This window comes from Streptomyces sp. SID486, assembly GCF_009865385.1.
In the GTDB taxonomy this organism is placed as follows: Bacteria; Actinomycetota; Actinomycetes; order Streptomycetales; family Streptomycetaceae; genus Streptomyces.
In genome coordinates this window covers 21,623-44,425 of record NZ_WWJT01000204.1, presented here as the reverse complement: position 1 = coordinate 44,425, position 22,803 = coordinate 21,623, and the positions used below count along the sequence as shown (strand labels likewise).

Here is a 22,803-nt window from a genome sequence, read left to right as displayed (position 1 = left end):
CGACCCCCAGGCCCCCGTATCAGACCAAAGACTTTCGACCCTGAGAGGGATTGACGCATAGTGCTCGACGTCAACTTCTTCGACGAGCTCCGGATCGGCCTGGCCACCGCTGACGACATCCGTCAGTGGAGCCACGGCGAGGTCAAGAAGCCCGAGACGATCAACTACCGCACGCTCAAGCCGGAAAAGGACGGACTCTTCTGCGAGAAGATCTTCGGTCCGACCCGGGACTGGGAGTGCTACTGCGGCAAGTACAAGCGCGTCCGCTTCAAGGGCATCATCTGTGAGCGCTGTGGCGTCGAGGTCACGCGCGCCAAGGTGCGCCGCGAGCGGATGGGCCACATCGAGCTCGCCGCGCCCGTCACGCACATCTGGTACTTCAAGGGTGTCCCCTCGCGCCTCGGCTACCTGCTGGACCTGGCGCCGAAGGACCTCGAGAAGGTCATCTACTTCGCGGCGTACATGATCACGTACGTCGACGAGGAGCGCCGTACCCGCGACCTGCCCTCCCTGGAGGCGCACGTCTCGGTCGAGCGCCAGCAGATCGAGAACCGTCGCGACGCCGACCTCGAGGCCCGCGCCAAGAAGCTCGAGACCGACCTGGCCGAGCTGGAGGCCGAGGGCGCCAAGGCCGACGTGCGCCGCAAGGTGCGCGAGGGTGCCGAGCGTGAGATGAAGCAGCTGCGCGACCGTGCGCAGCGCGAGATCGACCGGCTCGACGAGGTGTGGAACCGGTTCAAGAACCTCAAGGTCCAGGACCTGGAGGGCGACGAGCTGCTCTACCGCGAGCTGCGTGACCGCTTCGGCACGTACTTCGACGGCTCGATGGGTGCCGCGGCGCTGCAGAAGCGCCTGGAGTCCTTCGACCTCGACGAGGAGGCCGAGCGCCTCCGCGAGATCATCCGCACCGGCAAGGGCCAGAAGAAGACCCGTGCCCTCAAGCGGCTGAAGGTCGTCTCCGCGTTCCTGCAGACGTCCAACAGCCCCAAGGGCATGGTCCTGGACTGCGTCCCGGTCATCCCGCCGGACCTGCGTCCGATGGTGCAGCTGGACGGTGGCCGCTTCGCGACCTCCGACCTGAACGACCTGTACCGCCGTGTGATCAACCGCAACAACCGCCTGAAGCGGCTTCTCGACCTCGGTGCGCCCGAGATCATCGTGAACAACGAGAAGCGCATGCTCCAGGAGGCCGTGGACGCCCTCTTCGACAACGGTCGTCGTGGTCGCCCGGTCACCGGTCCCGGCAACCGCCCGCTGAAGTCCCTCAGCGACATGCTGAAGGGCAAGCAGGGCCGTTTCCGTCAGAACCTGCTCGGCAAGCGAGTCGACTACTCGGCGCGTTCCGTCATCGTCGTCGGCCCGCAGCTGAAGCTGCACCAGTGCGGTCTGCCCAAGGCCATGGCGCTGGAGCTCTTCAAGCCGTTCGTGATGAAGCGTCTGGTCGACCTGAACCACGCGCAGAACATCAAGAGCGCCAAGCGCATGGTGGAGCGCGGCCGCACGGTCGTGTACGACGTCCTCGAAGAGGTCATCGCCGAGCACCCGGTGCTGCTGAACCGTGCTCCCACCCTGCACCGCCTCGGCATCCAGGCCTTCGAGCCGCAGCTGGTCGAGGGCAAGGCCATCCAGATCCACCCGCTCGTCTGCACCGCGTTCAACGCGGACTTCGACGGTGACCAGATGGCCGTGCACCTGCCGCTGTCCGCGGAGGCGCAGGCCGAGGCCCGCATCCTGATGCTGTCCTCGAACAACATCCTCAAGCCGGCCGACGGCCGCCCGGTGACGATGCCGACCCAGGACATGGTCCTCGGTCTGTTCTTCCTCACCACCGACGGCGAGCTGCGTGACACCAAGGGCGAGGGCCGCGCGTTCGGCTCCACGGCCGAGGCGATCATGGCGTTCGACGCCGGCGAGCTGGCGCTGCAGTCGCAGATCGACATCCGCTTCCCGGTGGGCACCATCCCGCCGCGTGGCTGGACGCCGCCGGCCCGTGAGGAGGGCGAGCCCGAGTGGCAGCAGGGGGACTCGTTCCGCCTGCGCACCACCCTGGGCCGCGCGCTCTTCAACGAGCTGCTGCCCGAGGACTACCCGTTCGTCGACTACTCGGTGGGCAAGAAGCAGCTCTCCGAGATCGTCAACGACCTGGCCGAGCGCTACCCCAAGGTCATCGTGGCGGCGACGCTCGACAACCTGAAGGCGGCCGGCTTCTTCTGGGCGACCCGTTCCGGTGTCACCGTGGCCATCTCCGACGTCGTCGTTCCCGAGGCGAAGAAGGAGATCGTCAAGGGCTACGAGGCGCAGGACGAGAAGGTCCAAAAGCAGTACGAGCGCGGTCTGATCACCAAGGAAGAGCGCACGCAGGAGCTCATCGCGATCTGGACCAAGGCGACCAACGAGGTCGCCGAGGCGATGAACGAGAACTTCCCCAAGACCAACCCCATCTTCATGATGGTTGACTCGGGTGCCCGAGGAAACATGATGCAGATGCGGCAGATCGCCGGTATGCGTGGTCTGGTGTCGAACGCGAAGAACGAGACCATCCCGCGTCCGATCAAGGCGTCCTTCCGTGAGGGCCTGTCCGTGCTGGAGTACTTCATCTCCACCCACGGTGCCCGTAAGGGTCTGGCGGACACCGCCCTGCGTACGGCCGACTCGGGTTACCTCACCCGTCGTCTGGTCGACGTCTCGCAGGACGTCATCATCCGCGAGGAGGACTGCGGCACCGAGCGCGGTCTGAAGCTGGCCATCGCCGAGCGCGGCGCCGACGGCGTCCTGCGCAAGGCGGACAACGCCGAGACCAGCGTGTACGCGCGCTGCCTCGCCGAGGACATCGTCGTCGACGGCAAGGTGCTCGCCCCGGCGGGCGTCGACCTCGGTGACGTCCTCATCGACCAGCTGGTCAAGGCCGGCGTGGAGGAGGTCAAGACCCGCTCGGTCCTGACCTGTGAGTCCGCCGTCGGTACCTGCGCGATGTGCTACGGCCGTTCGCTGGCCACCGGCAAGCTGGTCGACATCGGTGAGGCGGTCGGCATCATCGCCGCCCAGTCCATCGGTGAGCCCGGTACCCAGCTGACGATGCGTACCTTCCACACCGGTGGTGTGGCCGGTGACGACATCACCCAGGGTCTGCCCCGTGTCGTCGAGCTCTTCGAGGCCCGTACCCCGAAGGGTGTCGCCCCGATCTCCGAGGCCTCCGGCCGCGTGCGGATCGAGGAGACCGAGAAGACCAAGAAGCTCGTCGTCACCCCGGACGACGGCAGCGACGAGACGGCGTTCCCGATCTCCAAGCGTGCCAAGGTCCTGGTCCGCGAGGGCGACCACGTCGAGGTCGGCCAGCAGCTCACCGTGGGTGCCACCAACCCGCACGACGTGCTGCGCATCCTGGGTCAGCGTGCCGTCCAGGTCCACCTGGTCGGCGAGGTCCAGAAGGTCTACAACTCGCAGGGTGTGTCGATCCACGACAAGCACATCGAGATCATCATCCGGCAGATGCTCCGCCGTGTGACGATCATCGAGTCGGGCGACGCCGAGCTGCTGCCCGGCGAGCTGGTCGAGCGCTCGAAGTTCGAGACCGAGAACCGTCGTGTGGTCCAGGAGGGCGGTCACCCGGCCTCCGGTCGTCCGCAGCTGATGGGTATCACCAAGGCCTCGCTGGCGACGGAGTCCTGGCTGTCGGCCGCCTCCTTCCAGGAGACGACCCGAGTCCTGACGGATGCGGCGATCAACGCCAAGTCCGACAGCCTCATCGGCCTCAAGGAGAACGTCATCATCGGTAAGCTCATCCCGGCCGGTACGGGTCTGTCCCGCTACCGCAACATCCGGGTCGAGCCGACCGAGGAGGCCAAGGCCGCGATGTACTCGGCCGTCGGCTACGACGACATCGACTACTCGCCGTTCGGCACGGGCTCCGGCCAGGCCGTTCCGCTGGAGGACTACGACTACGGTCCGTACAACCAGTAAGCGAGCAGCATGAAGGGCGGCCACTCCCCACGGGGTGTGGCCGCCCTCCGGCGTTGTCGGCCGCTGAAGCGCCCCTGGGGGCACCGGGGGCCCGGGCGGTGCCCAGGGGGGCAGGCAGCCGGTCCCCGGCCCGTGCGGTGGCGCTGACGTCTCTTGCCGGTACTCGGCGGCGCTGGCGCTGACGTCTCTTGCCGGCATCCGACGGCAGTGGCGCTGACAGCCCCTTGCCTGCACTCGGCGGCGGGGGCGCTGACATACCCTGCCGGTACTCGGCGGCGGGGACGGCGGGGCGGGGGTGTGCCGCTGTGGATCCGGCCGCGATCCGGGGGGCGTGCCCCGTCGTTCCGCCCGGAAATCGGTGGCGTCGATCCGCCCGGAAATCGGCGATTCGAAGATCACCTAGCGGACGGGGACTTGACATGTTTCGCTGGAGAGAGCCTCCGAGCCTCATTTGTTTTGACCGCAGCGAATGAGGTAGGTACGCTCAGACCTTGTGCCTGGGGTGTGCCCTGGCTCCTGTGCGTGCCTGCAAACCGCATGGCGAGCCGTGAGCGGCCACCGCAATCTGCGCCCTTCCCGCCTCGCGGCGGGAGTCTGGCGGATTCGACACACCCGACCGCGTGGGTCGGCGATGTTCCAGGTTAGCTGTACCTATCGGCACACAGAAACCGGAGAAGTAGTGCCTACGATCCAGCAGCTGGTCCGTAAGGGCCGGCAGGACAAGGTCGAGAAGAACAAGACGCCGGCACTCGAGGGTTCCCCTCAGCGTCGTGGCGTCTGCACGCGTGTGTTCACGACCACCCCGAAGAAGCCGAACTCGGCCCTGCGTAAGGTCGCGCGTGTGCGTCTGACCAGCGGGATCGAGGTCACTGCTTACATTCCGGGTGAGGGACACAACCTGCAGGAGCACTCCATCGTGCTCGTGCGCGGCGGCCGTGTGAAGGACCTGCCGGGTGTTCGCTACAAGATCATCCGTGGTTCGCTCGACACCCAGGGTGTCAAGAACCGCAAGCAGGCCCGCAGCCGCTACGGCGCCAAGAAGGAGAAGTAAGAATGCCTCGTAAGGGCCCCGCCCCGAAGCGCCCGGTCATCATCGACCCGGTCTACGGTTCTCCTCTGGTGACCTCCCTGATCAACAAGGTGCTGCTGAACGGCAAGCGCTCCACCGCCGAGCGCATCGTCTACGGCGCCATGGAGGGTCTGCGTGAGAAGACGGGCAACGACCCGATCATCACGCTGAAGCGCGCGCTTGAGAACATCAAGCCGACCCTCGAGGTCAAGTCCCGCCGTGTCGGTGGTGCGACGTACCAGGTCCCGATCGAGGTCAAGCCCGGTCGTGCCAACACGCTCGCGCTGCGCTGGCTGGTCGGTTACTCCCGCGCCCGTCGCGAGAAGACCATGACCGAGCGCCTGCTCAACGAGCTTCTCGACGCCTCCAACGGCCTGGGTGCCGCTGTGAAGAAGCGCGAGGACACGCACAAGATGGCCGAGTCCAACAAGGCCTTCGCGCACTACCGCTGGTAGTCGCTACCCACATCGAGACCGAGAGAAGACTGAAGCCTTATGGCTACCACTTCACTTGACCTGGCCAAGGTCCGCAACATCGGGATCATGGCCCACATCGACGCGGGCAAGACGACCACCACCGAGCGGATCCTGTTCTACACCGGTGTGTCGTACAAGATCGGTGAGGTCCACGACGGCGCTGCCACCATGGACTGGATGGAGCAGGAGCAGGAGCGTGGCATCACGATCACCTCTGCTGCCACCACCTGCCACTGGCCGCTGGAAGACGTCGACCACACCATCAACATCATCGACACCCCGGGTCACGTCGACTTCACCGTCGAGGTGGAGCGTTCCCTGCGTGTGCTCGACGGTGCCGTGACGGTGTTCGACGGCGTCGCCGGCGTCGAGCCCCAGTCCGAGACGGTGTGGCGTCAGGCGGACCGCTACGGCGTGCCGCGTATCTGCTTCGTCAACAAGCTCGACCGCACCGGTGCCGAGTTCCACCGCTGCGTCGACATGATCTCTGACCGCCTCGGCGCTCAGCCGATCGTGATGCAGCTGCCGATCGGTGCCGAGGCCGACTTCAAGGGCGTCATCGACCTCGTGACGATGAAGGCCCTGGTCTGGTCCGCCGAGGCCACCAAGGGCGAGATGTACGACACCGTCGACATCCCGGACACGCACACCGAGGCTGCCGAGGAGTACCGCGGCAAGCTGCTCGAGGCCGTGGCCGAGAACGACGAAGAGATCATGGAGCTGTACCTGGAGGGCGAAGAGCCCTCCGTGGAGCAGCTGTACGCCGCGATCCGTCGTATCACCATCGCGTCCGGCAAGGGCACCGGCACCACCGTGACCCCGGTGTTCTGCGGTACCGCGTTCAAGAACAAGGGCGTCCAGCCCCTGCTCGACGCGGTCGTGCGCTACCTGCCGTCCCCGGTCGACATCGAGGCCATCGAGGGCCACGATGTCAAGGACCCCGAGGTCGTCGTCAAGCGCAAGCCGTCCGACGAGGAGCCCCTCTCGGCGCTGGCGTTCAAGATCATGAGCGACCCGCACCTCGGCAAGCTCACCTTCGTCCGGGTCTACTCGGGCCGCCTGGAGTCCGGCACCTCGGTGCTGAACTCCGTCAAGGGCAAGAAGGAGCGCATCGGCAAGATCTACCGCATGCACGCGAACAAGCGTGAGGAGATCGAGTCGGTGGGCGCCGGTGACATCGTCGCCGTCATGGGCCTGAAGCAGACCACCACCGGTGAGACGCTGTCCGACGACAAGAACCCGGTCATCCTGGAGTCCATGGACTTCCCGGCGCCGGTCATCCAGGTCGCCATCGAGCCCAAGTCGAAGGGTGACCAGGAGAAGCTGGGCGTCGCGATCCAGCGCCTGGCCGAGGAGGACCCGTCCTTCCAGGTCCACTCGGACGAGGAGACCGGCCAGACCATCATCGGTGGTATGGGCGAGCTGCACCTCGAGGTGCTGGTCGACCGTATGCGCCGTGAGTTCAAGGTCGAGGCCAACGTCGGCAAGCCGCAGGTGGCCTACCGCGAGACGATCCGCAAGGCCGTCGAGCGCGTGGACTACACGCACAAGAAGCAGACCGGTGGTACGGGTCAGTTCGCCAAGGTCCAGATCGGCATCGAGCCGATCGAGGCCGGCGAGACCTCGTACGAGTTCGTGAACAAGGTGACCGGCGGTCGCATCCCGAAGGAGTACATCCCTTCGGTCGACGCCGGTGCGCAGGAGGCCATGCAGTTCGGCATCCTCGCCGGCTACGAGATGACCGGTGTCCGTGTCATCCTCCACGACGGTGCCTACCACGAGGTCGACTCCTCCGAGCTCGCCTTCAAGATCGCCGGCTCGCAGGCCTTCAAGGAGGCCGCGCGCAAGGCTTCGCCCGTGCTCCTCGAGCCGATGATGGCCGTCGAGGTCACCACGCCCGAGGACTACATGGGCGAGGTCATCGGCGACATCAACTCCCGCCGTGGCCAGATCCAGGCCATGGAGGAGCGGGCTGGTGCCCGCGTCGTGAAGGGCCTCGTGCCCCTGTCGGAGATGTTCGGCTACGTCGGCGACCTCCGCAGCAAGACGTCGGGTCGCGCAAGCTACTCGATGCAGTTCGACTCCTACGCCGAGGTTCCGCGGAACGTCGCCGAGGAGATCATCGCGAAGGCCAAGGGCGAGTAACGCACCGCGTTAACACGCCGTAGGCTTGACTCCGGAGCCTCCAGGGGCATTCCCCCGCAAACGCGGACGGAATGCCCCCGGGTTCCGGGCCTTTACAGCAAAGATCACCTGGCGCCGATGAAGTAAGGCGTACAGAACCACTCCACAGGAGGACCCCAGTGGCGAAGGCGAAGTTCGAGCGGACTAAGCCGCACGTCAACATCGGCACCATCGGTCACATCGACCACGGTAAGACGACCCTCACGGCCGCCATTACCAAGGTGCTGCACGACGCGTACCCGGACCTGAACGAGGCCACCGCGTTCGACAACATCGACAAGGCGCCCGAGGAGCGCCAGCGCGGTATCACCATCTCGATTGCGCACGTCGAGTACCAGACCGAGGCGCGTCACTACGCCCACGTCGACTGCCCGGGTCACGCGGACTACATCAAGAACATGATCACCGGTGCCGCGCAGATGGACGGCGCGATCCTGGTGGTCGCCGCCACCGACGGCCCGATGCCGCAGACCAAGGAGCACGTGCTCCTGGCCCGCCAGGTCGGCGTTCCGTACATCGTCGTCGCCCTGAACAAGGCCGACATGGTGGACGACGAGGAGATCCTGGAGCTCGTCGAGCTCGAGGTCCGTGAGCTCCTCACCGAGTACGAGTTCCCGGGCGACGACGTTCCGGTCGTCAAGGTCTCGGCGCTGAAGGCGCTCGAGGGCGACGCCGAGTGGACCCAGTCGGTCCTGGAGCTCATGAAGGCCGTCGACGAGTCGATCCCGCAGCCGGAGCGCGACGTCGACAAGCCGTTCCTCATGCCGATCGAGGACGTCTTCACGATCACCGGTCGTGGCACCGTCGTCACCGGTCGTATCGAGCGCGGTGTCCTCAAGGTCAACGAGACCGTGGACATCATCGGTATCAAGACCGAGAAGACCACCACCACGGTCACCGGTATCGAGATGTTCCGCAAGCTGCTCGACGAGGGCCAGGCCGGTGAGAACGTCGGTCTGCTCCTCCGTGGCATCAAGCGCGAGGACGTCGAGCGCGGCCAGGTCATCATCAAGCCGGGTTCGGTCACGCCGCACACCGACTTCGAGGCCCAGGCCTACATCCTGTCCAAGGACGAGGGTGGCCGCCACACGCCGTTCTTCAACAACTACCGTCCGCAGTTCTACTTCCGGACGACGGACGTGACCGGCGTTGTGACCCTCCCCGAGGGCACCGAGATGGTCATGCCGGGCGACAACACCGAGATGACGGTGGCGCTGATCCAGCCCGTCGCCATGGAGGAGGGCCTGAAGTTCGCCATCCGTGAGGGTGGCCGCACTGTGGGCGCCGGCCAGGTCACCAAGATCGTCAAGTAAGTTCGCTTGCTTGAGGGTCACTGCCTGACCTAAGGGGAGGCCCGTACGACTCCGGTCGTACGGGCCTCTTCTGCATGTCCCGGTCCTTCGAAACTGTTCGGCGCCCACGACCCGTTCCCTCCGCCGCCGGCTCCCTCCTCTATTTGTCATGCTCTGAACAAAATCGGGGTGGCATGGGCAGTGGCGGTGACGGACCGGGAGGGGTCGTATGTCCGTGGAGCGCAGGGCGGTGCTGGGGGCGGGGCTCGCCGCCGTACCGGTGCTGGCCGCCGGGGCCTCGGGGACCGCGTAGGGGGGCGGTGGGGGCGGCCTCCGGGTGACGGAGCCCGGGGCGTACGTCTCCTTCTCGGGTGGGGCGTTCTCCCTCGTGGGCGCGCCCGTGGTGGTGAGCCGGGAGGATCACCCCGGAGTGGTACGCGTGGCGGGGGATCTGCGGGACGACCTCGAACGGGTGACAGGGGTCCCCTCGGGCGACACGCTCGGCCGCTTGCCTTTTCAGGGAGGTCCGCCGTGACCGAGCGCACAGACCACATCGAGATCCCCGACCGCTACCGCTATGCCGTGATCCCGCACATCATGGTCGACGACGACGCCGTGGCGATCGATTTCTACCAGCGGGCGTTCGGCGCCCGTGAGGACTTCAGGATCGACGCTCCGGGCGGCGGGATCCTGCACGCCGAGATCACCATCGGACGGTCGGCCCTGATGTTGGGCGACGCGGCGGCGGCCGCCTCCCTCGCCCCGCCGACCTCGCTCGGCGGAGGTACGTCCGTGACGCTGCATGTCTTCGTGCCGGACGTCGACAGCCTGGCGGAGCGCGCGGAAGCCGCCGGCGCTGAGATCCTCCAGCCGCCGAAGGACATGTTCCACGGTGACCGCACCGTCATCCTCAAGGGCCCTTCAGGTCACCTGTGGGTGTTCCTGGCCCACGTGGAAGACGTCCCGCAGGAGGAGCTTCGGCGCCGCCTGGCCACCGGGTGACCGGACTCCGGTGCGCGCGGCCGTGGGGGGCTGGAGGGGTCGGGTGCGTCGGTTCTCTCCCCGACCCGGTCATGGGAAGTACCGACCTCGCCCATGGGCGGGGCGTCGGTCACCGGGGCGGGATGGACCGCGATGCGGTGGGGCGGTGCTCACCTACGCCCAGACGGTCTTGCGCGGGTGCCGTCCCTCGGCGACGCCCCAGCGGTCGGCGAGGGCCGCCACGAGCAGCAGGCCGCGGCCTGATTCACCGTCCTCGGCCGGAGTGGTGAGCCGGGGCAGTCGGTCACCGCGCGTGTCGGTGACCTCGATGCGAACACCTGCTGGAGGTGGCGCGGTTGAGGAACGTCACGCTCCAGGTCATGCCGACCGCGCTGGAGGAGCACGCCGGAACACAGGGAGAAATTCGGGTGCTGAAGTTCGCTGATGGCACCTCGATCGGGCGCTCTGATGGTGCGTTCAACGGCCGCCCGGTCTCCAGTCCAAAGGAGCTCCGGATCCTTGAACTCCGCTATGGCACGATCCGGGCGCAGGCTCTCACCCCGAGGGAGTCACAGGCCTTCATCGAGACAGCGCTGGGGAGACTATGAGCATCGCGGACCTGCACTGGTTCAAAAGCAGCTACAGCGACAGCGGCGAACCCGGCTCTTGCCTCGAAGTCGCGCTCCACTGGTTCAAAAGCAGTTACAGCGACAGCAGTAACGGCAATGACTGCCTCGAAGTCGCCCCCACCTCCACCACCATCCACATCCGCGACTCCAAGAACCCCGAGGGCCCCCGCCTCGCCGTCACCCCGACCGCCTGGGCCGGCTTCGTCAGGTACGCCTCTCGGCGTTAGGCGGACCAGGTCGTGGTCTCCGTGCAACACCGGGTGGGGACACTCAGGGTGCTGTAAAGGAAATGCCAAGGCCGCAGCCCCAACTCCCCTACGAAAACGGGCCGTTTGCTAGCGTGACGCGGGCACGCCAGAGTCGCAGACGGGGGTTGGCAACGTGGCAGGTAGGGGCGGCGGACATGCCGCGGGAATGCAGCTCAACCAGTACCCGGCAGATCCGGGCGGTGGTGGATCGTCGGGTGGTGGTCAGCCACGCCTTGTGTCGTCGGCTGCCGCGAAGCAGACCGCGGCGAACAAGATCGAGCAGAGCATCGAGCCGGGCACCCGCACGGCGGGAGCTTGGGCGGACGGCGAGACGGACGCCATGGTGAAGGCGTTCGCCGCGAAGGACGGGGACGGCTGGCTGACGTCCGGGGCTGTCGCGGCGGCGCACAAGAAGTGGGGCGAGCAGGTCAAGGGCCTCATGGACATGTTGTCGACGGACAAGGGCGCGCTGCGGGCCGCCAACCGCACACTGACGGGCACGGACGTCGGAGTCGGCGCGGCGGCGCGCAGGCCGTCCGTGCTGGACCAGTACTCGCGGCCGCCGAAGAACTGATCTCTGTCCGATCGCACTCGTACGCCATCGCACTCAACGGGGACCCATGCCGACGTACCACGAGATCACGACCACCGACCTGTCCACGCTCACCACGGCAGCCGACCGCTGGGACGGGATGGCGAAGGAGTTCCACACACAGGAGACGGCGTACTCGACGGATGTGCACGGCATCACCCTCGGCCCGACCTGGCAGGGATTCAGCGGTGACGTCGCTCAGCAGCGCCTCGGCTGGACTCTCAAGGAGTTCCAGAAGGCCCAGACCGAGGCCAAGGCCATCGCCTCGCTGCTTCGGGACGCGCACACCCAGTTCGTGGACCTGCGCAAGAAGCTGGAGTCGGCCCGGGACGACGCCGTCGAGGCGGGCATGAAGGTGTCGGACCAGGGCGTGGTCTCCTACGACACCACCAAGCTCACCCAGGGCGACCGCCAGGCGCTGGCCCACGACCCGGACTACCAGCAGAGCATCCGTACCGCCGTCGCCTCCTGGCAGGCGCGTATCGACCAGTGCGTGAAGGACGTGGACGACGCCGACAGCGGCGTCGAGATCGCCTTCAAGGCCGTGACCGTCGACTCCGACACCGGCGACGGCACCCTGAACGGGTTCAACGGCAAGGCTCAGGGCGACATCGAGAAGTACGAAGCGGACGAGGCCAAGGACATCGCCACGCGCGTCAACGCCGGCAAGGCGAGTACGGGCGACTACAAGGAACTGCAGCGGCTCTTCCACGACAACTCCGGTGACACGGCGTTCAGCCAGACCCTGCTGGACGAACTGGGCGCCAAGGGCACGCTGCAGCTCTCCAACAGCCTCGACGGTCTCGCCTACCACGGGGACAAGGAGCACGGCGGCCAGTATCTGGACATCCAGAAGGGCCTGGCCACCACCCTCGCGACCGCGACGAAGGACCCGGACTCGGACTTCTACAAGAACTTCCGCGCGGACATGCGGAAGGCCGGCACCGAGCAGTTCAAGGTCGACGGCCTGAGCCCCATCCCGGACGAGAAGGTCCGCGGCTACCAGAGCCTGGTCACGCTGATGCAGCAGGGCCACGGCTACTCCGGGCAGTTCCTCAAGGACACCGCGGACGACATCCGGCACGCCGAGCAGTCGTACGTGCCCGAGGACGGCAACCCGACCGAGTCCATCTGGGGCCTGCGGGACCAGTTCAGCGGCAAGGACCGGGGCTGGTTCGCCAACGACCCGCTCGACGGCGTGCTCGGCATCATGTCCCAGGACCCCAAGCTCAGCACCGACTACCTGGACCCGGCCCACAACGACAACCTCCAGTACCTGCTCCACGAGCGGAACTGGGACACCGTCGTGGACCACTACGCCACCCCGCCCGGGGGTACCACGGTCGGCATCCCCGTCCTGGCGGAGGACGGCGACGTCCGCAATGGCTTCGGCGCCGCCCTGGAGGCCGCCACGACCGGCCAGGCACCGGGCGACTACCACCCGGTCGGACAGCACAGCGAACCGCAGGCCCGCATCCTGCAGCACACGATCAACACGCTGTACACCGACAAGCACGCCCAGGACCTGCCCAAGAACCTGGTCGCGCCGATGGCCCACATCCTGACGTCGTACACGCCCGACACCCATGAGATCTACGCGGAGTCCTCGTCGAAGTACGCCATCGACTGGGACAGCGAGGGGTCGGTCTGGTCCGACAAGGACGGGGCGCACCTGGCGGTGGGGCACCAGCGTCTCGCGGCGGTCATGCGCGGCGTCGCCAACGACCCGGAGGCGTTCGGCCACCTCTACGGGGCCGAGCAGCAGTACGCCCACCACGTCCTGGACGGGGTCCCCGCGGACGCCGGCGAGAAGACGATCCACGACCGCATCGTGGAGTCCTCCCGGGCCATGGGCGCCTACGACGGCATCCGGTCGGACATCATCTACGACGAGCGGTTCAAGAAGACGCAGTGGGCCGCCGACTTCAACCACGGGCTCGGCACGTCCCTCAGCACGGCACTGATGTTCAACCCCGTCTCGGACCTCAGCCCCGTCGGCGACCTCGCCTCCAAGACCCTCGACGTGTGGTCGTACGAGTCGAACAAGGAGCATGTCGCCGAGGCGAACCTCGCCGCCACCGAAGCGAACGCCAAGACCTACGACGCCGGCCAGCACGACGTCGAGAAGCTGGTCAGGGCGTGGGCGGACAGCCGCGGCCACACCGTCGACAGCGACTGGACGAAGTACTACGTCCATGCCGGGCAGAACGACTACGAACACGGCCGTGACCGCACCCTGAGCACCCTGCGCGCCGATCGCTGAGCAGGCGGCGAACGGCCCCCGACAGAATGAGCACGATGAAGATCTTCGCAAGCCGCAGGCGGCGCATGGTCGGCTGGTCCGTGGGCGGCATCCTGCTGACGCTGTACATCGTGGCGCAGACGCTCTACAGCACCGGCGTCTACGCGCACTGGCGGGACCAGCGGTCACTGGACTCGGCATGCGACGGCACCCTGGCTCAGGGCGGACTCGGAGACGCGCTGCATTCCTCGCAGGTGCGCGCCAGAGGCGGCGACGACTCGGCGAGCCTGGCGGGCTGCCTGATCAACAGGCCCGACACGGGCCGGCATGGCGGCGCTCTCCAGCTCACGCTCCGCTGGAGCGATCAGTCGGCCCCGTCCGTGGCTCTCGCGCCGTTCAGCGGGAACGCCAACGGGGTCCGGGGGCAGGTCGCGCCGCTCGGCAACGGCTGGCCGGGCTTCGTCCGCTACGACGGGACGGCGGAAGTCATGGTCGCCCTCGACTGCCAGAACAGCAGGAGCCGGGCTCTGGTGGCGTACGGCGACCTCATCCAGTGGCCGGAGGATGCCAAGGAGAGCGGCACCGTCCTCACCGGGCTGGGTCGGGTGACCACCGAGACGGCGCTGAAGGCGTCGGTGAAGTTCGGGTGCCGGGCAAAGGGAGGCAGACAGCTCACCCGCGTGTCGCTCCCCGACACGCGCGGGAAAACGGCTCCGCGTCCCCTCGCACGGGCCCAGGGCTCCTGCGTCGCCCTGCGGGGACTGGCCGACCGGGCGTCCGACGCCGGTACGCCCGGGTTCGTCGCCTCCCCCACGGACGTGCACACGCCGCAGGTCAACTGCTACCTCTTCACCGGAGCGGGAAAGCCCGGCTACGGCCTGTACGCGTACTACGGCGCTGTCGCCAACGACTTCGAGTCGGCCGGGTTCGGCGGCCCCGGCCACGACTTCCAGCTGGCGACCGCGTCCTGCCCCCGCTCCAGCCACGAGGCGGTCTTCGCGATCTACCGGCTGTACGACCGGGACACCGACAGCTACCCGGCCGCGCCCTACTCGGCCTCGTTCGCCCGCTCCGCCCTGAAGGCCTTCGCCGATCACGAGGCGAAACAGCGCGGCTGCACCGGCGTCCGGACGCTGTCCCGCTCGTGAGGCCGCGGCCGCCCGTCGGGTGCGGCGGTTTGACCCACGTCACCCTCGGGGTAATCTCTTCGGCTCGATTGGCCAGGCGGCTGCCCCATATGGCAGACTGTCCGAGTTGCTCGGTCGAGTGTTGATGCTGCGCGCCTCCCGCCGGGAGGACCGGAAGCGAGTCCCACAGTACTCGTCGCCCTAACTGCCTGCGGGCAGCGCTGGGGCGGACGTACGGGAATCTTCCGGGAAGTGTGAGCGCGACACCGGCCAGGCGCCCGGTGGGCCCGAGGTCCCCGGTCCGCGGTTTCCGGAAGGGCCGTGTGCATTCCGCAGGGATGTTCGAACAAGGGACATCTGTGTCAGCGGGAGAGCGACACGCCCGACCGCGTGGGTCGGAGAAACGACGGCAGCAGAAGGAATCCACCGGGTTCCAGAGCGTAAGAGAGACAGGACTACTGAGTAGCCATGGCGGGACAGAAGATCCGCATCCGGCTCAAGGCCTACGACCACGAGGTCATCGACTCCTCGGCGAAGAAGATCGTCGAGACGGTGACCCGCACTGGTGCGTCGGTCGCGGGCCCGGTGCCGCTGCCCACTGAGAAGAACGTGTACTGCGTCATCAAGTCGCCGCACAAGTACAAGGACTCGCGCGAGCACTTCGAGATGCGCACGCACAAGCGCCTGATCGACATTCTCGACCCGACCCCCAAGACCGTTGACTCTCTGATGCGACTCGACCTCCCGGCCGGTGTCGACATCGAGATCAAGCTCTGAGGGCTGGTGATCTGAGAATGGCTAAGCAGATCAAGGGCATCCTGGGCGAGAAGCTCGGCATGACGCAGGTGTGGGACGAGAACAACCGTGTTGTTCCGGTCACCGTCGTCAAGGCCGGCCCCAACGTCGTCACCCAGGTCCGCACGAACGACGTCGACGGCTACGAGTCCGTCCAGATCGCGTTCGGCGAGATCGACCCGCGCAAGGTGAACAAGCCCCTCAAGGGCCACTTCGCCAAGGCCGACGTCACTCCCCGCCGCCACCTCGTCGAGATCCGTACCGCTGACGCCAGCGAGTACACCCTCGGCCAGGAGATCACCGCCGAGGTGTTCGAGGCCGGCATCAAGGTCGACGTGACCGGCAAGAGCAAGGGCAAGGGCTTCGCCGGTGTCATGAAGCGTCACAACTTCAAGGGCCTCGGCGCCGGACACGGCACCCAGCGCAAGCACCGCTCGCCCGGTTCCATCGGTGGCTGCGCCACCCCGGGCCGCGTGTTCAAGGGCCTCCGCATGGCGGGTCGTATGGGCAACGAGCGGGTCACCACCCAGAACCTGACCGTCCACGCCGTTGACGCGGAGAAGGGTCTGCTGCTCATCAAGGGCGCGGTTCCCGGTCCGAACGGCGGCCTCGTCCTGGTCCGCACCGCGGCCAAGGGGGCCTGAGGTAACCGATGAGCACTGTTGACATCCTTTCGCCGGCGGGCGACAAGGCCGGTTCCGTCGAGCTCCCCGCGGAGATCTTCGACGTGGAGAAGATCAGCATTCCGCTGATCCACCAGGTCGTCGTCGCGCAGCTGGCCGCTGCCCGTCAGGGCACGCACAAGACCAAGACCCGTGGCGAAGTCCGTGGTGGCGGCAAGAAGCCGTACCGCCAGAAGGGCACCGGCCGCGCCCGTCAGGGCTCGACCCGCGCGCCGCAGTTCGCCGGTGGTGGCGTCGTGCACGGTCCCGTGCCGCGTGACTACTCGCAGCGCACCCCGAAGAAGATGAAGGCCGCGGCCCTGCGCCACGCCCTCACCGACCGGGCGCGTCACAACCGCATCCACGTCGTCTCCGGCGTGGTCGAGGGCGCGAACCCCAGCACCAAGGCCGCCAAGAGCCTGTTCGGCAAGATCTCGGAGCGCAAGAACCTGCTCCTGGTCGTCGACCGCTCCGACGAGGCCGCGTGGCTGTCCGCCCGCAACCTGCCCCAGGTCCACATCCTGGAGCCGGGCCAGCTGAACACGTACGACGTTCTCGTCTCGGACGACGTGGTCTTCACCCAGGCCGCTTTCGAGTCCTTCGTGTCTGGCCCCAAGGCCGCTGACACCGAAGGGAGCGAGGCCTGATGGCTACGCGTCACCCGAGCATTGCCTCCAAGGCCGCCAAGGCTGCCAAGGCCGCGCGCGTCGCCAAGGCGCGTCGCCACGCCACCGAGGGCAAGAACACCGTCGAGACCCCGCTGAGCAAGTCCTTCACGGACCCCCGTGACGTGCTGCTCAAGCCGGTCGTCTCCGAGAAGAGCTACGCGCTCCTCGACGAGAACAAGTACACGTTCATCGTCGCCCCGGGCGCCAACAAGACCCAGATCAAGCAGGCCGTGCAGGCGGTCTTCGACGTCAAGGTCACCGGGGTCAACACGATCAACCGCCAGGGCAAGCGCAAGCGCACGAAGACCGGCTTCGGTCAGCGTGCCGGCAGCAAGCGCGCGATCGTGACCCTCGCCGAGGGCGACCGTATCGACATCTTCGGCGGTCCGACCGCGTAAGCGGGTCGGATCGTCCGATATCGGACGAGGACTGAGAAATGGGAATCCGCAAGTACAAGCCGACTACGCCGGGCCGTCGTGGCGCCAGCGTCGCCGACTTCGTCGAGGTCACGCGGTCCACGCCGGAGAAGTCGCTGGTCCGCCCGCTGCACAGCAAGGGCGGCCGTAACAACGCCGGTCGTGTGACCGTTCGCCACCAGGGTGGCGGACACAAGCGCGCCTACCGCGTGATCGACTTCCGTCGTCACGACAAGGACGGCGTGCCGGCGAAGGTCGCGCACATCGAGTACGACCCCAACCGCACCGCGCGCATCGCGCTGCTGCACTACGCCGACGGCGAGAAGCGCTACATCCTCGCCCCGCGCAACCTGCAGCAGGGTGACCGCGTCGAGAACGGTCCCGGGGCCGACATCAAGCCGGGCAACAACCTGGCGCTCCGCAACATCCCGGTCGGTACCACGATCCACGCGATCGAGCTCCGTCCCGGTGGCGGCGCCAAGTTCGCCCGCTCCGCCGGTGCCTCCGTGCAGCTGCTCGCGAAGGAGGGCGCCTACGCCCACCTGCGCATGCCGTCCGGTGAGATCCGCCTGGTCGACGTCCGCTGCCGCGCCACTGTGGGCGAGGTCGGCAACGCCGAGCAGAGCAACATCAACTGGGGCAAGGCCGGCCGTAAGCGGTGGCTGGGCGTTCGCCCGACCGTCCGTGGTGTCGTGATGAACCCGGTTGACCACCCGCACGGTGGTGGTGAGGGCCGGACCTCCGGTGGTCGTCACCCCGTGTCCCCGTGGGGCAAGAAGGAAGGCCGTACTCGTTCGCCCAAGAAGGCGTCGAACAAGTACATCGTCCGCCGCCGCAAGACGAACAAGAAGCGCTAAGGACGGGTTGAGATGCCTCGTAGCCTGAAGAAGGGGCCCTTCGTCGACGACCACCTGATCAAGAAGGTGGACGCCCAGAACGAAGCCGGCACCAAGAACGTCATCAAGACCTGGTCCCGCCGCTCGATGATCGTCCCGGCCATGCTGGGCCACACGCTGGCGGTGCACAACGGCAAGACCCACATCCCGGTGTTCGTCACCGAGTCGATGGTCGGCCACAAGCTCGGCGAGTTCTCGCCGACGCGCACCTTCCGGGGTCACGTCAAGGAAGACCGGAAGTCGAAGCGCCGCTAGTAGCGGATCGCATTCAGACACGTAAGTAACTCTGAAGGGACAACCATGGAAGCCAGGGCCCAGGCGCGGTACATCCGCGTCACGCCCATGAAGGCCCGCCGTGTGGTGGACCTCATCCGTGGCATGGACGCCACGGAGGCCCAGGCTGTTCTGCGATTCGCTCCGCAGGCAGCCTCCGTGCCCGTCGGCAAGGTGCTCGACAGCGCCATCGCCAACGCCGCGCACAACTACGACCACACCGACGCCGACAGCCTCTACATCTCCGAGGCCTACGTCGACGAGGGCCCGACCCTGAAGCGGTTCCGGCCGCGCGCCCAGGGCCGTGCCTACCGGATCCGCAAGCGGACCAGCCACATCACCGTGGTCGTCAGCAGCAAGGAAGGAACCCGGTAATGGGCCAGAAGGTAAACCCGCACGGGTTCCGGCTCGGTGTCACGACCGACTTCAAGTCGCGTTGGTACGCCGACAAGCTGTACAAGGACTACGTCAAGGAAGACGTCGCCATCCGTCGGATGATGACGTCCGGCATGGAGCGCGCCGGCATCTCGAAGGTGGAGATCGAGCGCACCCGTGACCGCGTGCGTGTGGACATCCACACCGCTCGCCCGGGCATCGTCATCGGCCGCCGCGGCGCCGAGGCCGACCGCATCCGCGGTGACCTGGAGAAGCTGACCGGCAAGCAGGTCCAGCTGAACATCCTCGAGGTCAAGAACCCGGAGACCGACGCTCAGCTGGTGGCCCAGGCCGTCGCCGAGCAGCTCTCCTCCCGCGTCTCCTTCCGCCGCGCCATGCGTAAGAGCATGCAGTCGGCGATGAAGGCCGGCGCCAAGGGCATCAAGATCCAGTGCGGTGGCCGCCTCGGCGGCGCCGAGATGTCCCGCTCGGAGTTCTACCGCGAGGGCCGCGTGCCCCTGCACACGCTCCGCGCGAACGTGGACTACGGCTTCTTCGAGGCCAAGACGACCTTCGGCCGCATCGGCGTGAAGGTCTGGATCTACAAGGGCGACGTGAAGAACATCGCCGAGGTCCGCGCCGAGAACGCTGCGGCCCGTGCGGGTAACCGCCCGGCCCGTGGCGGCGCCGACCGCCCGGCCCGTGGTGGCCGCGGTGGCGAGCGTGGCGGGCGCGGTCGCAAGCCGCAGCAGGCTGCCGGCGCCGAGGCCCCCAAGGCCGAGGCTCCCGCGTCCGCTCCGGCTGAGAGCACCGGAACGGAGGCCTGACCGAAATGCTGATCCCCCGTAGGGTCAAGCACCGCAAGCAGCACCACCCGAAGCGCAACGGTATGTCCAAGGGTGGAACGCAGGTTGCGTTCGGCGAGTACGGCATCCAGGCGCTGACCCCGGCCTACGTCACGAACCGCCAGATCGAGGCGGCTCGTATCGCGATGACCCGCCACATCAAGCGTGGCGGCAAGGTCTGGATCAACATCTACCCGGACCGTCCCCTCACCAAGAAGCCCGCCGAGACCCGCATGGGTTCCGGTAAGGGTTCGCCGGAGTGGTGGATCGCCAACGTCAAGCCCGGACGTGTGATGTTCGAGCTGTCGTACCCCAACGAGAAGATCGCCCGTGAGGCGCTGACTCGTGCGGCCCACAAGCTGCCGATGAAGTGCCGGATCGTCAAGCGCGAGGCAGGTGAAGCGTGATGTCGGCCGGTACCAAGGCGTCCGAGCTGCGCGAGCTGGGCAACGAGGAGCTGCTGAACAAGCTCCGCGAGGCCAAGGAAGAGCTGTTCAACCTCCGCTTCCAGGCGGCGACGGGTCAGCTCGAGAACCACGGTCGGCTCAAGGCCGTCCGTAAGGACATCGCGCGGATCTACACCCTGATGCGTGAGCGCGAGCTGGGCATCGAGACGGTGGAGAGCGCCTGATGAGTGAGAGCAACGTGACTGAGCAGACTGCAGAGGCCCGCGGCTTCCGCAAGACCCGCGAGGGTCTCGTCGTCAGCGACAAGATGGACAAGACCGTCGTCGTCGCCGTCGAGGACCGCGTCAAGCACGCGCTGTACGGCAAGGTCATCCGCCGTACCAACAAGCTCAAGGCTCACGACGAGCAGAACGCCGCGGGCGTCGGCGACCGTGTCCTCCTCATGGAGACCCGGCCGCTGTCCGCGACGAAGCGCTGGCGCGTCGTCGAGATCCTCGAGAAGGCTAAGTAAATCTCCTGCGAGGCGCCCCTCGCAGGACAGTTCCGCCAGGCTCCGGGAGCCGCTTCGCTGAGCGGCTCCCGGGGAACCGGCAGACAAACAGGAGATAGACGTGATCCAGCAGGAGTCGCGACTGCGCGTCGCCGACAACACTGGTGCGAAGGAAATCCTTTGCATCCGTGTGCTCGGTGGCTCCGGTCGCCGCTACGCGGGCATCGGTGACGTCATCGTCGCCACCGTCAAGGACGCGATCCCCGGTGGCAACGTGAAGAAGGGTGACGTCGTTAAGGCGGTCATCGTTCGCACCGTCAAGGAGCGCCGCCGTCCGGACGGCTCGTACATCCGCTTCGACGAGAACGCCGCCGTCATTCTGAAGAACGACGGCGACCCTCGCGGCACCCGTATCTTCGGCCCGGTCGGCCGTGAGCTGCGCGAGAAGAAGTTCATGAAGATCATCTCGCTCGCGCCGGAGGTGCTGTAAGCATGAAGATCAAGAAGGGCGACCTGGTCCAGGTCATCACCGGTAAGGACAAGGGCAAGCAGGGCAAGGTCATCGCGGCCTTCCCCCGTGAGGACCGTGTCCTGGTCGAGGGTGTCAACCGGGTCAAGAAGCACACCAAGGCCGGCCCGACCGCCAGCGGTTCCCAGGCCGGCGGCATCGTCACGACCGAGGCGCCGATCCACGTCTCCAACGTCCAGCTGGTCGTTGAGAAGGACGGCAACAAGGTTGTCACGCGTGTCGGTTACCGCTTCGACGACGAAGGCAACAAGATCCGCGTTGCCAAGCGGACGGGTGAGGACATCTGATGGCGACCACCACCACTCCGCGTCTGAAGCAGAAGTACCGCGAGGAGATCGCGGGCAAGCTGCGTGACGAGTTCAAGTACGAGAACGTCATGCAGGTTCCCGGCCTCGTCAAGATCGTGGTCAACATGGGTGTCGGCGACGCCGCCCGTGACTCGAAGCTGATCGAGGGCGCGATCCGCGACCTGACCACCATCACCGGTCAGAAGCCGGCCGTCACCAAGGCCCGCAAGTCCATCGCGCAGTTCAAGCTGCGCGAGGGTCAGCCGATCGGTGCCCACGTCACGCTCCGTGGCGACCGCATGTGGGAGTTCCTGGACCGCACCCTGTCGCTCGCGCTCCCGCGCATCCGCGACTTCCGTGGTCTGTCCCCCAAGCAGTTCGACGGCCGTGGCAACTACACCTTCGGTCTCACGGAGCAGGTCATGTTCCACGAGATCGACCAGGACAAGATCGACCGTGTCCGGGGTATGGACATCACCGTGGTCACCACGGCGACCAACGACGCTGAGGGCCGCGCGCTCCTTCGTCACCTCGGCTTCCCGTTCAAGGAGGCGTGAGCGAGATGGCGAAGAAGGCTCTGATCGCTAAGGCTGCTCGCAAGCCCAAGTTCGGTGTGCGTGGCTACACCCGCTGCCAGCGCTGCGGCCGCCCGCACTCCGTGTACCGCAAGTTCGGCCTGTGCCGCGTGTGCCTTCGTGAGATGGCTCACCGTGGCGAGCTGCCGGGCGTGACCAAGAGCTCCTGGTAATCCCCAGTAACAGGGGATTCCGGAAGCTCTCGGTAAGCATCTGGGTCGGCAGAGGCCCTTCTCCGCATGCCGTAGGCTAGCGGGGTTGGGCGTCTGCCGCCCGTACGACTTACTACGCCGTAGGTCCACCGCGCCGCACCCGTCCCGTCTCGGATCGGGGAGAGGGATGGCGCACCAGGAAACCCCGGCGAGAGAGGCCGAAGGCCAATTCATGACCATGACTGATCCGATCGCAGACATGCTTACGCGTCTGCGTAACGCGAACTCGGCATACCACGACTCCGTGACGATGCCGGCATCGAAGATCAAGTCGCACATCGCGGAGATCCTCCAGCAGGAGGGCTTCATCACGGGCTGGAAGGTCGAGGACGCCGAGGTCGGCAAGAACCTCGTTCTCGAGCTGAAGTTCGGCCCGAACCGTGAGCGCTCCATCGCGGGCATCAAGCGGATCTCCAAGCCCGGTCTCCGGGTGTACGCGAAGTCCACCAACCTGCCGAAGGTGCTGGGCGGCCTCGGCGTGGCGATCATCTCCACGTCGCACGGGCTCCTCACCGACAAGCAGGCCGGCAAGAAGGGCGTGGGTGGGGAAGTCCTCGCCTACGTCTGGTAGCG

Annotated in this window: 26 protein-coding genes and 3 pseudogenes; 28 read left to right on the top strand and 1 reads right to left on the bottom strand. The window is 66.9% G+C overall.

The window, feature by feature from the left end:
* The first annotated feature begins 60 nt into the window (after positions 1-60).
* The 7 genes and pseudogenes from GT045_RS10320 to GT045_RS10290 all read left to right on the top strand — a co-directional run bounded on the left by GT045_RS10320 (position 61) and on the right by GT045_RS10290 (position 9,983).
* Positions 61-3,960 (top strand): DNA-directed RNA polymerase subunit beta', encoded by a 3,900-nt coding sequence (locus GT045_RS10320; RefSeq protein ID WP_161298213.1) that lies wholly within the window; start codon positions 61-63, stop codon positions 3,958-3,960.
* Between the two features lie 679 nt (positions 3,961-4,639).
* Entirely contained in the window at positions 4,640-5,011 is a 372-nt protein-coding gene (gene rpsL / locus GT045_RS10315; RefSeq protein WP_003948652.1) for a 30S ribosomal protein S12, read from the top strand.
* Positions 5,012-5,013: 2 nt separating this feature from the next.
* Positions 5,014-5,484: a 30S ribosomal protein S7 gene (gene rpsG / locus GT045_RS10310; protein WP_003992340.1), complete on the top strand. Its 471-nt coding sequence runs from the start codon at positions 5,014-5,016 to the stop codon at positions 5,482-5,484.
* A gap of 39 nt (positions 5,485-5,523) precedes the next feature.
* Positions 5,524-7,650: an elongation factor G gene (gene fusA, locus GT045_RS10305; RefSeq protein ID WP_161298214.1), complete on the top strand. Its 2,127-nt coding sequence runs from the start codon at positions 5,524-5,526 to the stop codon at positions 7,648-7,650.
* Between the two features lie 158 nt (positions 7,651-7,808).
* A complete protein-coding gene (gene tuf / locus GT045_RS10300; RefSeq protein ID WP_161298215.1) occupies positions 7,809-9,002 on the top strand; it encodes an elongation factor Tu in 1,194 nt (397 codons plus the stop codon).
* A gap of 208 nt (positions 9,003-9,210) precedes the next feature.
* Positions 9,211-9,465 (top strand): annotated as a pseudogene (locus GT045_RS39580) (hypothetical protein); the annotation flags it as partial.
* Between the two features lie 47 nt (positions 9,466-9,512).
* Positions 9,513-9,983, top strand: a complete 471-nt coding sequence (locus GT045_RS10290; protein WP_161333962.1) for a VOC family protein — start codon at positions 9,513-9,515, stop codon at positions 9,981-9,983.
* Positions 9,984-10,136: 153 nt separating this feature from the next.
* On the opposite strand, the pseudogene GT045_RS39575 reads toward GT045_RS10290, so the two are convergent.
* A pseudogene (locus tag GT045_RS39575) lies at positions 10,137-10,301 on the bottom strand (ATP-binding protein); the annotation flags it as partial.
* On the opposite strand from GT045_RS39575, the pseudogene GT045_RS10285 reads away from it, so the two are divergent.
* The 21 genes and pseudogenes from GT045_RS10285 to rpsH form a co-directional block, all read left to right on the top strand.
* A pseudogene (locus GT045_RS10285) lies at positions 10,289-10,570 on the top strand (Scr1 family TA system antitoxin-like transcriptional regulator); the annotation flags it as partial. The pseudogenes GT045_RS39575 and GT045_RS10285 overlap by 13 nt on opposite strands.
* Positions 10,567-10,818 carry a DUF397 domain-containing protein gene (locus GT045_RS10280; protein WP_161333961.1) on the top strand — a complete coding sequence of 84 codons (252 nt, stop codon included), beginning with the start codon at positions 10,567-10,569 and terminating at the stop codon, positions 10,816-10,818. The pseudogene GT045_RS10285 and the gene GT045_RS10280, both read left to right, overlap by 4 nt.
* A 256-nt stretch (positions 10,819-11,074) precedes the next feature.
* Positions 11,075-11,413 carry a hypothetical protein gene (locus GT045_RS10275; RefSeq protein ID WP_161333960.1) on the top strand — a complete coding sequence of 113 codons (339 nt, stop codon included), beginning with the start codon at positions 11,075-11,077 and terminating at the stop codon, positions 11,411-11,413.
* 46 nt (positions 11,414-11,459) lie between these two features.
* Entirely contained in the window at positions 11,460-13,694 is a 2,235-nt protein-coding gene (locus GT045_RS10270; protein WP_161333959.1) for a hypothetical protein, read from the top strand.
* Positions 13,695-13,729: 35 nt separating this feature from the next.
* Complete coding sequence (locus GT045_RS10265; protein WP_161333958.1) at positions 13,730-14,821, top strand: hypothetical protein; 1,092 nt, start codon at positions 13,730-13,732, stop codon at positions 14,819-14,821.
* Between the two features lie 447 nt (positions 14,822-15,268).
* Positions 15,269-15,577 carry a 30S ribosomal protein S10 gene (gene rpsJ, locus GT045_RS10260; RefSeq protein WP_003948644.1) on the top strand — a complete coding sequence of 103 codons (309 nt, stop codon included), beginning with the start codon at positions 15,269-15,271 and terminating at the stop codon, positions 15,575-15,577.
* A 17-nt stretch (positions 15,578-15,594) separates the two neighbouring features.
* On the top strand, positions 15,595-16,239 hold the full coding sequence (rplC, locus tag GT045_RS10255) for a 50S ribosomal protein L3 (RefSeq protein ID WP_020135811.1): 645 nt from the start codon (positions 15,595-15,597) through the stop codon (positions 16,237-16,239).
* A gap of 8 nt (positions 16,240-16,247) precedes the next feature.
* Complete coding sequence (gene rplD / locus GT045_RS10250; protein ID WP_161296465.1) at positions 16,248-16,904, top strand: 50S ribosomal protein L4; 657 nt, start codon at positions 16,248-16,250, stop codon at positions 16,902-16,904.
* The gene (rplW, locus tag GT045_RS10245; protein ID WP_161296467.1) at positions 16,904-17,323 is read left to right on the top strand and encodes a 50S ribosomal protein L23; all 420 of its coding nucleotides are present in this window, start codon (positions 16,904-16,906) and stop codon (positions 17,321-17,323) included. Before rplD ends, rplW begins: the two co-directional genes overlap by 1 nt.
* A 38-nt stretch (positions 17,324-17,361) precedes the next feature.
* A complete protein-coding gene (gene rplB / locus GT045_RS10240) occupies positions 17,362-18,198 on the top strand; it encodes a 50S ribosomal protein L2 (RefSeq protein WP_018543909.1) in 837 nt (278 codons plus the stop codon).
* 12 nt (positions 18,199-18,210) lie between these two features.
* A complete protein-coding gene (gene rpsS, locus GT045_RS10235) occupies positions 18,211-18,492 on the top strand; it encodes a 30S ribosomal protein S19 (protein WP_023547380.1) in 282 nt (93 codons plus the stop codon).
* Between the two features lie 45 nt (positions 18,493-18,537).
* Positions 18,538-18,885, top strand: coding sequence for a 50S ribosomal protein L22 (gene rplV, locus GT045_RS10230; protein WP_019329637.1), 348 nt, complete (start codon positions 18,538-18,540; stop codon positions 18,883-18,885).
* On the top strand, positions 18,885-19,712 hold the full coding sequence (gene rpsC / locus GT045_RS10225; RefSeq protein ID WP_116148545.1) for a 30S ribosomal protein S3: 828 nt from the start codon (positions 18,885-18,887) through the stop codon (positions 19,710-19,712). Before rplV ends, rpsC begins: the two co-directional genes overlap by 1 nt.
* A gap of 5 nt (positions 19,713-19,717) precedes the next feature.
* Entirely contained in the window at positions 19,718-20,137 is a 420-nt protein-coding gene (rplP, locus tag GT045_RS10220; RefSeq protein WP_009190136.1) for a 50S ribosomal protein L16, read from the top strand.
* The gene (rpmC, locus tag GT045_RS10215; protein ID WP_010036720.1) at positions 20,137-20,361 is read left to right on the top strand and encodes a 50S ribosomal protein L29; all 225 of its coding nucleotides are present in this window, start codon (positions 20,137-20,139) and stop codon (positions 20,359-20,361) included. Before rplP ends, rpmC begins: the two co-directional genes overlap by 1 nt.
* Complete coding sequence (gene rpsQ / locus GT045_RS10210) at positions 20,361-20,648, top strand: 30S ribosomal protein S17 (protein ID WP_003992363.1); 288 nt, start codon at positions 20,361-20,363, stop codon at positions 20,646-20,648. Before rpmC ends, rpsQ begins: the two co-directional genes overlap by 1 nt.
* Positions 20,649-20,748: 100 nt before the next feature.
* Positions 20,749-21,117, top strand: coding sequence for a 50S ribosomal protein L14 (gene rplN, locus GT045_RS10205; protein WP_003998823.1), 369 nt, complete (start codon positions 20,749-20,751; stop codon positions 21,115-21,117).
* A 2-nt stretch (positions 21,118-21,119) separates the two neighbouring features.
* Positions 21,120-21,443, top strand: coding sequence for a 50S ribosomal protein L24 (rplX, locus tag GT045_RS10200; protein ID WP_033272457.1), 324 nt, complete (start codon positions 21,120-21,122; stop codon positions 21,441-21,443).
* Positions 21,443-22,000 (top strand): 50S ribosomal protein L5, encoded by a 558-nt coding sequence (gene rplE, locus GT045_RS10195; RefSeq protein WP_019753095.1) that lies wholly within the window; start codon positions 21,443-21,445, stop codon positions 21,998-22,000. The genes rplX and rplE overlap by 1 nt, the downstream gene beginning before the upstream one ends.
* Positions 22,001-22,005: 5 nt before the next feature.
* Positions 22,006-22,191, top strand: coding sequence for a type Z 30S ribosomal protein S14 (locus tag GT045_RS10190; RefSeq protein WP_003948630.1), 186 nt, complete (start codon positions 22,006-22,008; stop codon positions 22,189-22,191).
* 211 nt (positions 22,192-22,402) lie between these two features.
* Entirely contained in the window at positions 22,403-22,801 is a 399-nt protein-coding gene (rpsH, locus tag GT045_RS10185; RefSeq protein ID WP_007384075.1) for a 30S ribosomal protein S8, read from the top strand.
* Positions 22,802-22,803 lie beyond the last annotated feature (2 nt).

Bases quoted from the DNA above. Each gene is read 5' to 3' on its own strand.
- rpsH (WP_007384075.1), top strand. From the start codon at position 22,403: ATGACCATGACTGATCCGATCGCAGACATGCTTACGCGTCTGCGTAAC.
- rplB (WP_018543909.1), top strand. From the start codon at position 17,362: ATGGGAATCCGCAAGTACAAGCCGACTACGCCGGGCCGTCGTGGCGCC.
- rplW (WP_161296467.1), top strand. From the start codon at position 16,904: ATGGCTACGCGTCACCCGAGCATTGCCTCCAAGGCCGCCAAGGCTGCC.
- rpsQ (WP_003992363.1), top strand. From the start codon at position 20,361: ATGAGTGAGAGCAACGTGACTGAGCAGACTGCAGAGGCCCGCGGCTTC.
- rpmC (WP_010036720.1), top strand. From the start codon at position 20,137: ATGTCGGCCGGTACCAAGGCGTCCGAGCTGCGCGAGCTGGGCAACGAG.
- fusA (WP_161298214.1), top strand. From the start codon at position 5,524: ATGGCTACCACTTCACTTGACCTGGCCAAGGTCCGCAACATCGGGATC.
- rplC (WP_020135811.1), top strand. From the start codon at position 15,595: ATGGCTAAGCAGATCAAGGGCATCCTGGGCGAGAAGCTCGGCATGACG.
- rpsG (WP_003992340.1), top strand. From the start codon at position 5,014: ATGCCTCGTAAGGGCCCCGCCCCGAAGCGCCCGGTCATCATCGACCCG.
- GT045_RS10190 (WP_003948630.1), top strand. From the start codon at position 22,006: ATGGCGAAGAAGGCTCTGATCGCTAAGGCTGCTCGCAAGCCCAAGTTC.
- rplE (WP_019753095.1), top strand. From the start codon at position 21,443: ATGGCGACCACCACCACTCCGCGTCTGAAGCAGAAGTACCGCGAGGAG.
- rpsC (WP_116148545.1), top strand. From the start codon at position 18,885: ATGGGCCAGAAGGTAAACCCGCACGGGTTCCGGCTCGGTGTCACGACC.
- GT045_RS10265 (WP_161333958.1), top strand. From the start codon at position 13,730: ATGAAGATCTTCGCAAGCCGCAGGCGGCGCATGGTCGGCTGGTCCGTG.
- rplV (WP_019329637.1), top strand. From the start codon at position 18,538: ATGGAAGCCAGGGCCCAGGCGCGGTACATCCGCGTCACGCCCATGAAG.
- rplD (WP_161296465.1), top strand. From the start codon at position 16,248: ATGAGCACTGTTGACATCCTTTCGCCGGCGGGCGACAAGGCCGGTTCC.
- rpsS (WP_023547380.1), top strand. From the start codon at position 18,211: ATGCCTCGTAGCCTGAAGAAGGGGCCCTTCGTCGACGACCACCTGATC.
- rplP (WP_009190136.1), top strand. From the start codon at position 19,718: ATGCTGATCCCCCGTAGGGTCAAGCACCGCAAGCAGCACCACCCGAAG.
- GT045_RS10270 (WP_161333959.1), top strand. From the start codon at position 11,460: ATGCCGACGTACCACGAGATCACGACCACCGACCTGTCCACGCTCACC.
- rpsJ (WP_003948644.1), top strand. From the start codon at position 15,269: ATGGCGGGACAGAAGATCCGCATCCGGCTCAAGGCCTACGACCACGAG.
- GT045_RS10280 (WP_161333961.1), top strand. From the start codon at position 10,567: ATGAGCATCGCGGACCTGCACTGGTTCAAAAGCAGCTACAGCGACAGC.
- rplX (WP_033272457.1), top strand. From the start codon at position 21,120: ATGAAGATCAAGAAGGGCGACCTGGTCCAGGTCATCACCGGTAAGGAC.